A 14,631-nucleotide genomic window follows, 5' to 3' on the forward strand; every position below is an offset into this window, starting at 1 on the left:
AGTTTTCAAAGAACAACTTGATGGATGGTTATTTTTGCTTTCGCAAATAAGGATGGTTATTTTGCTGTCGCAAAAAACCTTATTAAACCATCAAAACTGAACAAGAACAAGACGTCACGTCTGTATTATGTCTTGCTTACGCAAGCATTTTCCTTAGAAAGGAGGTGATCCAGCCGCACCTTCCGATACGGCTACCTTGTTACGACTTCACCCCAATCATCTGTCCCACCTTAGGCGGCTGGCTCTCTTGCGAGTTACCCCACCGACTTCGGGTGTTACAAACTCTCGTGGTGTGACGGGCGGTGTGTACAAGGCCCGGGAACGTATTCACCGCGGCATGCTGATCCGCGATTACTAGCGATTCCAGCTTCATGTAGGCGAGTTGCAGCCTACAATCCGAACTGAGAGTGGTTTTATGGGATTGGCTCTGGCGTCGCCGCTTTGCTGCCCTTTGTACCACCCATTGTAGCACGTGTGTAGCCCAGGTCATAAGGGGCATGATGATTTGACGTCATCCCCACCTTCCTCCGGTTTGTCACCGGCAGTCACCTTAGAGTGCCCAACTAAATGCTGGCAACTAAGATCAAGGGTTGCGCTCGTTGCGGGACTTAACCCAACATCTCACGACACGAGCTGACGACAACCATGCACCACCTGTCACTCTGTCCCCCGAAGGGGAACGTCCTATCTCTAGGAGTGTCAGAGGATGTCAAGACCTGGTAAGGTTCTTCGCGTTGCTTCGAATTAAACCACATGCTCCACCGCTTGTGCGGGCCCCCGTCAATTCCTTTGAGTTTCAGCCTTGCGGCCGTACTCCCCAGGCGGAGTGCTTAATGCGTTTGCTGCAGCACTAAAGGGCGGAAACCCTCTAACACTTAGCACTCATCGTTTACGGCGTGGACTACCAGGGTATCTAATCCTGTTTGCTCCCCACGCTTTCGCGCCTCAGTGTCAGTTACAGGCCAAAGAGTCGCCTTCGCCACTGGTGTTCCTCCACATCTCTACGCATTTCACCGCTACACGTGGAATTCCACTCTTCTCTCCTGCACTCAAGTCTCCCAGTTTCCAATGACCCTCCCCGGTTGAGCCGGGGGCTTTCACATCAGACTTAAGAGACCACCTGCGCGCGCTTTACGCCCAATAATTCCGGACAACGCTTGCCACCTACGTATTACCGCGGCTGCTGGCACGTAGTTAGCCGTGGCTTTCTGGTTAGGTACCGTCAAGGTACCGGCAGTTACTCCGGTACTTGTTCTTCCCTAACAACAGAGTTTTACGATCCGAAAACCTTCATCACTCACGCGGCGTTGCTCCGTCAGACTTTCGTCCATTGCGGAAGATTCCCTACTGCTGCCTCCCGTAGGAGTCTGGGCCGTGTCTCAGTCCCAGTGTGGCCGATCACCCTCTCAGGTCGGCTACGCATCGTCGCCTTGGTGAGCCGTTACCTCACCAACTAGCTAATGCGCCGCGGGCCCATCTATGAGTGATAGCCGAAACCATCTTTCAGCTTTTCTACATGTGTAGAAAAGAATTATCCGGTATTAGCCCCGGTTTCCCGGAGTTATCCCAGTCTCATAGGCAGGTTGCCCACGTGTTACTCACCCGTCCGCCGCTAATCTTTGGGAGCAAGCTCCCAAAGATCCGCTCGACTTGCATGTATTAGGCACGCCGCCAGCGTTCGTCCTGAGCCAGGATCAAACTCTCCAATAAAGAGTAAGATTAGCTCTTAAAAAGTTAAAACTTAGAATTAACGTTGACGTTTGTTGTTGTCTTGTTCAGTTTTCAAGGTTCAATTAAGCACTTGATCATCTTACTATATCTTTTCACCGTTGTCAACTTCTACGAAAAAAACTTTTTTCAAAAGTTAATTTCAAGTCGTTGTTGTCGGCTACATGTATTACTATATCATCTTGATTCGCAGAAGTCAACTTCTGTTTTCAAATATTTTTTAAACATCCTCATTAACTAATACACTAGTAATGAGGACGGATTCTTATCTTACAAAATACCTATAAATAATGCAAGAGTTTTTTATAAATAAAAACGATCGCTCCTTTAGGTCTTATTGATATATGGAAAAGTAAAACCACCATTGAATAAGCGGAGTTTTTCCGGTTAGACGCAAGATGGAGCCCGTTTTTGGGGTAAATAAGGGGAGATTTTCCACTAGCATTGCAAAATTATCCACAAGAGTATGCCAGGGTTACTTTATATGTAATTTGAGTATAATTTTACCAGTTGGATTTCTTGTCCCAGAGCTAAAAAGTCAATGGGGTTGTAATTGAACCCAGTTATCCAAAAATTGGATATTATTTTCTTGGTGTCTTATATTTTGCCATCGAGCTAGTACTTACCCCCACTTGTTTTACAATGGCCACACCTGCATCATAAAGTTCTATTTCATTTGGCGGGTGCTGGCTCTTTTGTCTTCCTTTCGATGTTCTTTCAGGTAAACGGTGTAACTCATCAAGAAAACTTTTCCACGTCCTTTCGGCATGGATGCGGATAAGGGTGAGTACTTTCCAGGTGGTCTTCTTAGTTTTCTCAACTAACCTCACATATAAAGTGAGACAGTACGCCGTCATTGCAAAGAAAATCTGATTCCAAATTCCTTGGGGTTGGGTACTTTGTAGTTTAACTAGACGTAGATGTTGTTTCATCCACTTGAAAAACAGTTCAATGATCCAACGGTGCCGGTACAATTCGGTTACTTCTTCGGCTTTTAAATCCCAACGATTGGTTACGACACGGTACTCTTTCCCCTCTTCATCTGTGAATTCAACAAGACGAAGGGGCTGTTCCATGGATCTGAAGCTACTCCCCATGACGACTAAGGCATCTAGCTTAACCCTACTGTCATCAGGAACTTCATAGGATTTTATCATGTTCGCCTTATGCCCAGCTTGGATACGCATGGCGAATGGAATCCGGTTTTCCACCCAATGGTCCATTTTTTTGTAATCCACATAGCCACGGTCCATCACATGGGTCGCATGAGGATCTATCACGAGCTCAAGCATGACTTCACGATCATCCACATTACCTGTAGAAGGAATGACCATGTCTGGATAAGCTGTGCCGGGGTCCGTTACGACAATCCGAGTATGTAGCTTCACGCAATTACTATGTTTTGTAAAATACGTCCAGTTTCCTAGTGTGGGCCCAAGAAGCAGGGAAGAAGAATCTACGAGATGAAGACGACCCAAAGAAGGGATCCCTTTTCCTTTACTTGTTAGCTTATTCAATTGGGTAACAGCGGCAAGAAATAACTGCCGTGGTAGGATTGAAGGTAAAGCATTGACTCGACGACATAGTTGAGAAGCACTAATACTGGTAAGGCCAAACAGTTCCTCTGTACCTTCCATGGCACGAATACGCTCTTCTGTTTCCTCGTAGGATTTCCAATTTCCCAGTTGCATGGTGACACAAATCCTCATTAAATTAGCGGTGGTCAGTTTTTTTACGCCGTTGTCTAAGAACGAACCCTTAAATGTTTCAAAAGGCAAGAATGATAGGCATTTACTAAATACGGTCTGATTTGATATAATGTTATCCATGAAAGTCTCCTTTAGTAGCAGTCACGGATAACGTGGGTTCAACTTCTAGTTTAGGAGACTTTTTTGCTTTCGTCCATAAAAATAGCCCCCTATTAATCAATTAATAGGGGGTAATTTTTTGCCTGTGGATACATATGCAATGCTAGTGGAGATTTTCCGCTTATGGATAGCAAAACTCCCCATTTTTATGTTTTTCAAGTCAATAGCCGGAATTCCTCCGTCTATTTGAGCTATTTTTTATCGTATTTACTAATTAAGCGGAATTCCTCCGTCTATTTATCAGCTCCGGTGCATAACATGATCGCCCAACAGATAAGCGCGTGCCCTTTTAATTCCTGTACGTGGGAATCAAAGTTAATGGAATGTCATAGAAACCTTGATAAATAAAGAAAAGACATATGCCAATGCATAAAGTCTTTTCTTATGTCTTTAAAAATAAAACACCCGAAAAACGGAACAGTCGTTACCCGTTATTATCTTTTGTTAAACTCGTTTGGATTTGGACCTTTGCGTCGGTTACGATTGATTCCATTGATTTGATCCATTTCCTGTGAGGAAAGCTCAAAATCAAATACATCAATGTTTTCTTGAATTCTAGAAGGTGTAACAGACTTAGGTATAACGATTGAATTATTTTGTAAATGCCATCTTAAAACAACTTGAGCAGGCGTCTTTCTATGTGATTCAGCTAAGTTAATAATCACATCATCTTTTAGCACTTCTCCCCCTTGATCAAGGGGGCTCCACGCTTCTACAAAGATATCATGCTTAGCGCAAAACTCTTTCAATTCATTTTGTGCTAAATATGGATGACATTCGATTTGATTTAGGACTGGCTTAACTTCACATTCGTTAAGAAGTCTTTCTAAATGCTCAATTTCAAAGTTACATACACCAATGGCTTTTACTTTGCCTTCATGATATAGCTTTTCCATCGCCTTAAACGTCTCAACATATGTATCGTACTCTGGTGTTGGCCAGTGAATCAAGTATAAATCAATATAATCAAGACCTAATTTCTCTAGACTTAAATCAAAAGCTTGTATGGTGCTTTCGTAACCTTGGTCACTATTCCAAACTTTCGTTGTAATGAATAATTCTTCGCGAGGTACGTTGGATTCTTTAATCGCTTTTCCGACACCCTCTTCGTTTCCATAGATCATTGCAGTATCGATGGAACGGTAACCCGCTTCAATTGCAGCAGTTACAGCCGCTGTAGCCTCATCATCTTTTACTTGCCAGACACCGAAACCTAGCTGTGGCATTTTTAATCCGTTGTTCAACGTTACAAAGTTCATATTCATTCTCCTTTTTCGAAAGATTTACTTGATAACCTTGGAAGAAATTGTTTTTCATTGTTAATTTTAATAAAGATTGTCTTAAATGAAAAGTTAAACGCTTCCGGATTATAGTTTTATCTTACCGTACCTTATTATCCACTTTATTCGAACGCTCACACATAGAAAAAACTGTAGACAGCCATCCACAGTTTTCTTCATTATAACATTACGCTTACTTCATTATTTTCTGTAACCTGCTCTTCCATTCTATTGTCTTTCGGAAGCTTCTCAATTGTAAATCCTGTATATGCGTAAATAATGGCTATAATCGGGCTGATAATACAAAGCAATGCATACGGTGCATATTGAAAGGTAGATACTCCAAGAGTGGCGGTCATAAATGCACCACATGTATTCCAAGGAACAAGTGGAGAGGTCATTGTCCCCGCATCTTCTAGCGTTCGAGATAAGTTCTTTGGATGGAGTTCACGCTTACGGTAGGCGGTTAAGTACATTCTTCCAGGAAGTAGAATCGATAAGTACTGATCACAAGCGACGATATTAGCTGTAACACAGATTGCTACCGTTGTTGTAATTAAACTGCCTGTTGATTTGGCCATTTTTAACAGGCTTGTCACAATCGTATTCATGATTCCACTCGTTTCTAAAATCATCCCCCCAAAGCTCATCGCAATCATAACAAGAGATACGGTGTACATCATCGCTTCCGTTCCACCATTGTTAAGCAAGTTATCTAACACTTCATTTCCGGTCTCCATTTCAAAACCGTAAACCATAATAGATAAAACACTGCCAATTGTTTCTCCCTGAACTATGATGGCAACAACCCCACCTAGAATCGACCCTATGACAAGACCGGGGATTGCCGGTGTTTTCAAAGCAATGATCCCAAGAACAATAACTGGAATAAGAAGTAACCAGGGGCTGATAATGAAAATATCCGATAATTCTTGTTGAAGCGTAGCAATATCACTCACTCCAGATCCTTTTCCTTTGAATGTAAGGCCTATAAAAAAGTAAATGATAACTGACAGCACCAGCCACCATAGCAGGATTCATTCCTAATCCAATTCCCACTCCCATAATGGCAATCCCTATTGTACCAGCCGCTGTCCATGCATTCCCCGAAGCAATCGCAACTACGCTACAAATGATGGCAGCAGCAGGGAGAAAATAGGTGGGAGATAAAATATCTAATCCATAATAAATCATAGTCGGAACAATTCCGCCTGCGAGCCATGTTCCGATAATCGTTCCAATAATCATTAAAATAAGTAACGCTTGTAATGCAAGAGAGACAGCTTTAATAACACCTTGTTCAAGCTCTCGCCAAGTATATCCTAAATAAATTGATACGACTGATGCCACAGTGGCGCTGAGCAAGAGTGGAATATGAGGATCTGCTTCAAACATGAAAATGCCTGTAAATAAAAATACAATCATGGCTCCGATCGGGATCAAAGCAACTGCTAGTGAAGGCTGTTTCTTTTCTTTCATTATCATCCCTCTTTCAATAAAAAATAGATTCCTATTTTCTTATTGCAAATTTCGTGCCAGATTTAATATTCTCAATTTTCTGTAATCCTACTACTTTTTCCTGCCTACTTAGAAATCATTTCTGCATAATCCATTCAATTTTGCATAATGTACATATCAGCATGAAAAAACCTGGTTCCAAATGGAATCCAGGTTTTTGTTCATGCTTTATATATTTAGTCCAATTGAAATATATTTTACTTCTAGAAACTCTTCTAGTCCGTGATGGCCCCCTTCTCGACCTAAACCACTTTCTTTATAACCTCCAAATGGCGCTTGTGCCGTTGATGGAAGTCCATCATTTAAGCCGATAATTCCGTATTCAAGTTCTTCACTTATTCGGAAAGCTCGACTTAAATTTTCAGTGAACACATAAGCTGCTAAGCCGTAAACGGTATTATTGGCTCTTTCAATCACTTCTTCTTCAGTTTGAAAAGTAGCAATCGCTGCTAGTGGTCCAAAGATTTCTTCTTCCACACACATCATTTGATCATTCACATTTGTAAGAATCGTCGGTGGAAAGAAAAATCCTTCTTTCCCCTCATACTTATCTCCTTGATACACAATCTTTCCGCCTTTATGAATCGCATCGTCAAGAATTTCATTTACTTTATTTACCGCTGGTTGGTCAATAAGCGGCCCTATATCAATTCCTTCTTCCATACCGTTCCCGATTTTCAGCTTGCTTAGTTCCTTTTTAAAAAGCTCGACAAATGGCTCTAGGATTCTTTCTTGGACGTAAATACGATTCGTACAAATACATGTTTGGCCGGCATTACGAAACTTCGAAGCTAGTAGTCCTTTGGCTGCTTTTTCTAGATCTGCATCGTCCATGACAATAAAAGGTGCATTTCCGCCTAATTCTAGCGAAATCTTCTTCACCGTATCAGCAGCACCTCTCATAAGTATCTTCCCCACTTCAGTGGAACCCGTAAAGGTAAGCTTACGAACGCGTGGATCCTTTAACCAAGCATCACCAATTTCTTTTGATTTTCCAGTTACTACGTTAAACACACCAGCTGGAATGCCTGCTTTTTCTGCTAACTCTGCTAGTTTCAGAGCGGTTAGAGGTGTTTGCTGAGCGGGCTTCACCACCACCGTACAGCCAGCAGCAAGAGCAGGGGCTACCTTTCTCGTGATCATGGCCGCTGGAAAATTCCATGGAGTAATCGCTGCAACAACCCCAACAGGTTCTTTCCTAATTAAAATCCGTTTATTTGGATGTGTGGCCGGAATGGTTTCTCCATAGATTCTCTTTCCTTCTTCCGCATACCAAGAGAGAAAACTATTGGCATAATTCACTTCACCGATTGCCTCGTGGACAGGCTTTCCTTGCTCCATCGTCATCACTGTACCAATTTCCACTTTATGCTCATCAATGAGATGGAACCATTTCATGAGTAACTGACTACGTTCTTCTGCCGTTTTTTTAGACCAAGTTTTAAACGCTAGATGGGCGGCATCTACAGCAGCCTTTGCTTCGGGCGTCCCTCCATTAGGAATCATCCCGATCACTTCATTGGTTGCGGGGTTCATAACATTGATGAATGTCTCACACTCATCCCCGATCCATTGGCCATTAATATACATTTTGTATAACTGCTTTTTTTGAAAAGCGATATTCGAACTCATCTGCTTACCCTCTCTTTATATATATTGGGGTGATAAAACAGCTTCTAAAGATTCTTCTAAGATCAACAATCCTTCATGAAGTTGATCATCAGAAATCGTTAAAGGCATTAATAGTCTTATCACATTGCCAAATATCCCTGCGCTGAGTAACAGCAATCCTCTATTAGTAGCCTCTCGAATAATGCTACCAATCAGTTCTTTATCTGGCTGTTTAGAGGTTTTATCCTTTACAATCTCAAACGCACACATCGCTCCTAACCCACGGATGCCATCGACCTGTTCAAATCGATCGGACCATTGTTGAAACTTGTTCATTACTGTTCTTCCAATCCGTTCCGCTCTTGCATTCAATTGCTCTTCTTCTATTATTTCTAGGACAGCAAGAGCAGCTTGGCACCCTAGAGGACTCCCCGCATACGTTCCACCAATTTCTCCTGGCTGACTTACATTCATAATCTCTTCTCGGCCAATCACTCCGCTAATTGGAACCCCAGCTGCCATAGACTTTGAGATTGTTAGTAGATCTGGCTCTACGCCAAAATGTTCAATGGCAAAGTAGCGGCCGGTACGCCCAAAGCCGGTTTGAATTTCATCTGCAATAAATAATATTCCGTGTTCTTTACAAATAGTATAAACACGCTGCACAAATTCCCGATTGGGAACGATAAAGCCTCCTTCTCCCTGCACCGGCTCCATGACTACTGCCGCAATCGTTTCTGGAGCGACCTCTGCAAGAAGGAATTGCTCAAACTGTTGGATGATATATTCAGTATACTGTTTTTCATCCATTCCATTTGGCTTCCGATAATCATATGGATAAGGAGCTTTATATACCTCAGGAGCAAATGGTCCAAATCCATATTTATAAGGTTTTACTTTACTTGTCATCGTCATCGTCATTAACGTTCGTCCATGAAACCCTCTCGTAAACGACACAATTCCTTGTCTTTTCGTATACTTTCGAGCAATCTTCACAGCATTTTCAACCGCTTCTGCCCCACTGTTAAAAAAAGCCGCTTGTTTTGGAAAACTGCCGGGGGCGAGCGTTGTTAATTTTTCCGCCAACTCGATATAAGATTCATACATCATGACATTAAATCCGGTATGAACAAAGTGATCCGCTTGATCCTTTATAGCCTGAACAACCTTCGGGTGGGAATGACCAACATTGATTGTTCCTATAGCACCAGCAAAGTCGATAAAAATATTGCCATCAATATCCTCCACCAAGGCTCCTTCCGCCTTATGAACAAATGCAGCACAATTATTACTAATACCTTGTGGAACAACTCTTTTCCTTCTATCTAATAATTCCTTTGATCGTGGTCCTGGGATGGACGTTTTGATTTGAACAAATTGTTTCATAGATCCGACACCTTCCTTAATGGAAAAAGGAGGCACCCCTCCTTTTCCACATCTAAAATTTTTTAACGAATGGTTTGTAGTACTTCTTTAAAGGTTTGTATAACTGTATTTACTTCGTCATATTTAATCGTAAGTGGAGGCTCAATTCGAATCGTTTTCGAGTTTACTAGAGTTCCTGCAACAAGAATTCCTCGTTCAAACATTCCTTTCGAGACTTCCCATCCAATTTCATCACGTTCAAATTCAATTCCGATCATCAAACCTTGGCCTCGAATTTCCATTACAAGATCTTCATGACCTTCGGCAGCTTCTATTAATCCATGCAAGAAATATTCTCCAACCTCTGCAGCACGAGCTGGTAAGTTCTCTTCTAACAGAACGTCAATCGTTGCAATGGCAGCCGCACAGGCAAGTGGGTTTCCACCAAATGTTGTTGTATGCATGAACGGATTATCAAACCAGCTTTTAAACACCTTTTCTTTTGCAACGATGGCACCTGCTGGCATCACACCACCACCAAAGGCTTTCGCTAGACAAAGAATATCAGGAACGACTTGATACAAGTCCGATGCGAACATTTTACCTGTACGCCCCATGCCCGTCTGTACTTCATCGAATATTAGTAATGCATCATATTGGTCGCATAGCTCACGAACCTGTTGAAGGTAACCTTCAGGTGGTAGAATAATTCCACCTTCCCCTTGAATTGGCTCTAACAATACCGCAGCAACATCTTCTCCAACAAGTGCACAGGTTTCAAATGTTTTTCTCATCATATCCATGTCACCAAACGGTACATGGCGGAAGCCTGGTATCAAAGGTAAGAATGGTTTACGGAACACTCCTTTTGCTGTACCTGAAAGCGCCCCGAGACTTTTCCCATGGAAAGCACGAGTAGTTGAAATAAAGGTCGTTCTGTCACTATACATTTTGGCTAGTTTTAATGCTGCCTCCACACTTTCCGTTCCACTATTGGTAAAGAAAGAATATTTTAAATCTCCTGGAGTAATATCTGCTAAAATTTTTGCTAACATCGCACGTAGTGGATCTAATAAGTCTTGGCTGTGAAGAGCTTGACGCTTTAATTGATCGCTAACCGCCTTCACGACTTTTTCATTACGATGACCGACATTGTAAATACCAAAGCCACCAAGACAGTCAATGTATTCCTTGCCATTTACATCCTTAAAACATGAATCTTTATCTGACCATTCAACCGCTGCCGATAGTCCTCCCTCCGTAACGGTTTTTCGGTAATCAAGGAAGCCTGGATTCACATGGTCACGAAAATGCTGAATCGTTTCCTTTGAAATCCAGTTGGCCTCCGCCTCTGTGATCTCCTCTTTTTCTATCATTTCTAACACCTGTTTAATGTACTGATGTACATTCTTTTCCTTTACTTCCTCTTGTTTCCTCTCAATATTTGTACTCATATGATCTCTCCTATTCACGTTTTATTTTGAAAACCAACCGATTGGTTCGACTTGTAAATTTATATTAATCTGCTTAATCTCTTGGAATGTTTCTAGACCATACTTTCCAAGTGCTCGACCAAACCCACTTTTCTTATATCCGCCCCAAGGCGCCTCGTTGTACGTATTATGGAAGGTATTAATCCAGGTAATTCCTGCTCTTAATTGTTTTACAACACGAAGTGCCTTTGCTCCATCTTTCGTAAAAACAGCTCCAGCTAATCCATATTGGGTTCCATTCGCTAACGCAATGGCTTCCTTCTCATCTTTGAATTTTTCAATTACAACGACTGGACCAAAGATTTCTTCCTGAACAATTCTCATACTTAAGTTTGCATCAACAAAGACAGTGGGCTCTACAAAGTACCCGTCCTGTAAACCCTCTTTTTCGATTCGCTTGCCCCCACAAACCAATCGAGCTCCTTCGTTCTTTCCAATCTCTATATAGGATAAAACTCTTTCCAAATGCTCTTTGCTTACTAAAGGACCCATTTCTACTTCTTGATCATTTCCTGGTCCCACCTTGATTTGATTCGCACGTTCAACAAAGCGAGAAACAAATTTCTCGTAAATCTCTTCTTCTACTAAAATACGAGAACCTGCTGCACAAATTTGTCCTGCCCCTGCGTAGATACCAAATAATGCGTAATCGACCGCTGTTTCAAAGTCAGCATCAGCAAACACAATATTGGGTGATTTCCCTCCAAGCTCCAAAGATAATTTCTTAAGGCTGTTTGCTGCTACCTTCATAATTTGTTTCCCTGTCTTTGTACCACCTGTAAAAGAAACAAGGTCAACGTCCTCGCTCTCTGCAATTGCATTTCCAACAACCACACCAGATCCCATCACCATATTGGCAACACCTTTTGGCAAACCTACTTCTTCAAAAATTTCAAATAATCTTGTTGGAGTTATTGGAGTCACTTCGGACGGTTTATAAACCACCGAATTTCCTGCGGCAAGTGCTGGCGCTAGTTTCCAAACACTTAATAATAAAGGATAATTCCACGGAACGATTAACCCACAAACACCAACTGGCTCACGGACAACGATCCCTTGCACCGGATCGGAGACGGGGTAGGTCTCACCATTAGGCTTTGTAATTAAACCCGCATAATAACGGAAGCATGCAGCGGCATCCGCCACATCAAAGCTAGCTTCCCTTAATGGTTTTCCATTGTCTAATGTTTCTAGTTCGGCTAACTCCTCTGCTCGCTCCTCCATTTTTTCTGCAATTTTAAATAAGTAAGCTGCTCGTTCAGCTGGAGGAGTTTGTGACCATATTCCACTTTCAAAGGTGGACTTTGCGATCTGAATGGCTTCTTTTACATCCTCGATTGTTCCTTCCGCTGCTTGTGCAATCACTTCACCCGTTGCTGGATTATAAATGTCACGTGTTTCTTTATTTTGTGATTCTCTCCATTCGCCATTGATATACATCCTTAATGCATGCATGTTAATCAATCCTCCTTTTTTATAAGTAATGCAAGAACCGTGCCAACACTTATCTCTTTGTTTACAAGGACCCAATAAAAAAAGTTATGCATTTTTGCATAACCCTAGCTAATTTTGCATAACTTCTTTTTCTATATAAAAAATGGCACAGACAATTGCCTGCACCACTCAATTTAAAAGGAGACTTCTCCATATTTGGCTTGTCTATCATTCATGATTTTTTGATACTTTCTACTAACGGAGGACTGGCTGATGCCGAGTGCTTTTGCTGCTTTTGTGGTGGTTTTATATTGCTTCATCGCTAACATTACTAATTGCTCCTCAATATAGTCTTGTGCTTCCTGAAGCGGCATGACATTCGTGAAAACTGGTTTCTCTTTATTAAAATTACTAGTAAAGGATAAAAATTGATTCACAAAATCAGCATCTAGAGCTGGATGATCAGCCGACACCGCTAATCGTTCAATCATATTTTGAAGCTCTCGAATATTTCCTGGCCATGAGTATACTTCAAGTAAATTCAATGCGTCTGGTGTAAAATGATAGTTTTTATTGTATTTTTCATTCAGCCTTTGAAGAAAATGATACGCTAACAGTGGTATATCTTTTGTACGTTCGCGTAAAGGCGGGACATGAATAGGAATGACATTCAAACGATAATATAAGTCCTCACGAAAGGTTCCTTCTTGAACCATTTTTTCTAGCTTTTTGTTTGTTGCTGCAACAATTTGTACATTGATCGGTATCGGAGTTGTACTTCCAATTGGAACGACTTCTTGTTCCTGAAGAACACGTAACAATTTTACTTGAAGGCTAACGGGCATTTCGCCAATTTCATCTAAAAATAAAATACCTTGGTCAGCTTTTTGAAAATAACCCTCTTTCCCATTTTTATCAGCACCAGTAAACGACCCTTTGCTGTACCCAAACAACTCGCTTTCTAATAGATTCTCAGGAATTGCCCCACAATTAAGCTTTAGAAACGGTTGGTTTGCGCGGCTTCCACTTTGATGAATGGCTTGCGCAATCAATTCCTTTCCTACACCTGATTCTCCCGTAATGAGAACCGTAGAGGAAAAATGAGAAATCTTCGTCACATGCTCCATAATTTGTTCCATATTGGGACTACAGTAAATGAGTCGGTTAAAGAAGCGATCTTTATTTTTAATCCTTTCAAGCTCCTGCTTATATTGGTCCGATTGCTTTTTCACTTCTCGTAATTCAGATTTTAACTTTGTTGTCTCTGTAATATCCCTTGAAGCAATAATGATACGATCAATATTGCCATTTTCATCAAATATCGGGTTACCTACCGCTAAAATTCGCTTATTTCTCTTTGTTTCCTGAACGATTGATACCTTTTTCTTCTGTTCCAACACTAACCGGGTAACAGACGGTGTGAATAGACCTTCCCCTTCAAGCTCCAGAAGATTCTTCCCAGTTAACTCCTTTAACTCCACTCCCCAAAAATCGGAAAGAAACGTCTCACTATATCGAAGCAGCTCCCCTTTATGGTTTACTACTAAAATTTCGTCATAAATCGTTGATAAAATGGCATTTAAATCTTTATTCAAATTTTTGATATGTTCAATTTCCATGGCCATATCCTCAACCATCGGCAAATCTTGAACGATAATAATAATTCCTTCTACTTCATTATGAAAATCGAAAATCGGACTATAATCCACTAGAACACCCATGGTATCAGTGATCTGAATTTGATTTAATATCGTTTGACCTGCTGCAAATACTTGGTGAATATGCTCCCCGTGGAAAATGGAGTCAGCTGGTTTTCCGGAAACATCCTCTGAAGTTAGCTTCGTCATCCGCAGGCCTGACTCATTAAAGTTTATTATCTTCTTTTCTCGATCAACAACGAATATTCCCATTGGAATAGAGGTTAATATCACCTTTAGTAAATCGACACTTCCATGCGGCTCTTGCTTGAATAATAGTGCAAGAACATCCTCCCGTTTGACATAACCTGATGGCTTCCCTTGATCATCAATCACAAGGGCAAACGGTTCGCCGATAATTTGAAAAAGAACAGGAACAGAAATCGTGTTATTTAACTTGGACACGTTGGTCATGGGAACTGCTTTTGCTTGAAAAATGTTTGATAGACTGCTAGTTTCGCTAAGAGGAATATCTTTCATTTGAATATAGGAGATGATCTCCTCATCCTTTTTAAGAAAAAGAATGGGCTCATTATGCTGTTTAAGACATGCTTCCCATTGTTCTTCATCGTCATTTAAATCAATGGAGATGATGGGTCTTATCTTATCTTTTTCTAAAGTAAACAAACGTCCCCCT

9 protein-coding genes and 1 rRNA gene are annotated in these 14,631 nt (G+C 41.3%); all 10 read right to left on the reverse strand.

Annotated features, from left to right (window positions below; all coding sequences use genetic code 11):
• Positions 1-157: 157 nt before the first annotated feature.
• Positions 158-1,710 (reverse strand): 16S ribosomal RNA (locus MKX65_RS20590).
• A 599-nt stretch (positions 1,711-2,309) separates the two neighbouring features.
• Positions 2,310-3,557 carry an IS4 family transposase gene (locus MKX65_RS20595; RefSeq protein WP_340901828.1) on the reverse strand — a complete coding sequence of 416 codons (1,248 nt, stop codon included), beginning with the start codon at positions 3,555-3,557 and terminating at the stop codon, positions 2,310-2,312.
• A gap of 473 nt (positions 3,558-4,030) precedes the next feature.
• Positions 4,031-4,855 (reverse strand): aldo/keto reductase, encoded by an 825-nt coding sequence (locus tag MKX65_RS20600; protein WP_340905344.1) that lies wholly within the window; start codon positions 4,853-4,855, stop codon positions 4,031-4,033.
• Between the two features lie 200 nt (positions 4,856-5,055).
• Positions 5,056-5,895 carry a Na+/H+ antiporter NhaC family protein gene (locus tag MKX65_RS20605; protein WP_340905346.1) on the reverse strand — a complete coding sequence of 280 codons (840 nt, stop codon included), beginning with the start codon at positions 5,893-5,895 and terminating at the stop codon, positions 5,056-5,058.
• Positions 5,828-6,355, reverse strand: a complete 528-nt coding sequence (locus MKX65_RS20610; protein ID WP_340905347.1) for a hypothetical protein — start codon at positions 6,353-6,355, stop codon at positions 5,828-5,830. Before MKX65_RS20610 ends, MKX65_RS20605 begins: the two co-directional genes overlap by 68 nt.
• 207 nt (positions 6,356-6,562) lie before the next feature.
• Positions 6,563-8,026 carry an NAD-dependent succinate-semialdehyde dehydrogenase gene (locus MKX65_RS20615; protein WP_340905348.1) on the reverse strand — a complete coding sequence of 488 codons (1,464 nt, stop codon included), beginning with the start codon at positions 8,024-8,026 and terminating at the stop codon, positions 6,563-6,565.
• Between the two features lie 15 nt (positions 8,027-8,041).
• On the reverse strand, positions 8,042-9,391 hold the full coding sequence (gene gabT, locus MKX65_RS20620; protein WP_340905349.1) for a 4-aminobutyrate--2-oxoglutarate transaminase: 1,350 nt from the start codon (positions 9,389-9,391) through the stop codon (positions 8,042-8,044).
• Between the two features lie 62 nt (positions 9,392-9,453).
• Positions 9,454-10,824 carry a putrescine aminotransferase gene (locus tag MKX65_RS20625; protein ID WP_340905351.1) on the reverse strand — a complete coding sequence of 457 codons (1,371 nt, stop codon included), beginning with the start codon at positions 10,822-10,824 and terminating at the stop codon, positions 9,454-9,456.
• A gap of 21 nt (positions 10,825-10,845) precedes the next feature.
• A complete protein-coding gene (locus MKX65_RS20630) occupies positions 10,846-12,318 on the reverse strand; it encodes an aldehyde dehydrogenase family protein (protein WP_340905354.1) in 1,473 nt (490 codons plus the stop codon).
• Positions 12,319-12,491: 173 nt separating this feature from the next.
• Positions 12,492-14,621 carry a sigma 54-interacting transcriptional regulator gene (locus MKX65_RS20635; protein ID WP_340905355.1) on the reverse strand — a complete coding sequence of 710 codons (2,130 nt, stop codon included), beginning with the start codon at positions 14,619-14,621 and terminating at the stop codon, positions 12,492-12,494.
• Positions 14,622-14,631: the final 10 nt, after the last annotated feature.

Origin of the sequence: Robertmurraya sp. FSL R5-0851, from assembly GCF_038002965.1 — a bacterium.
Lineage (GTDB): Bacteria > Bacillota > Bacilli > Bacillales > Cytobacillaceae > Robertmurraya_A > Robertmurraya_A beringensis.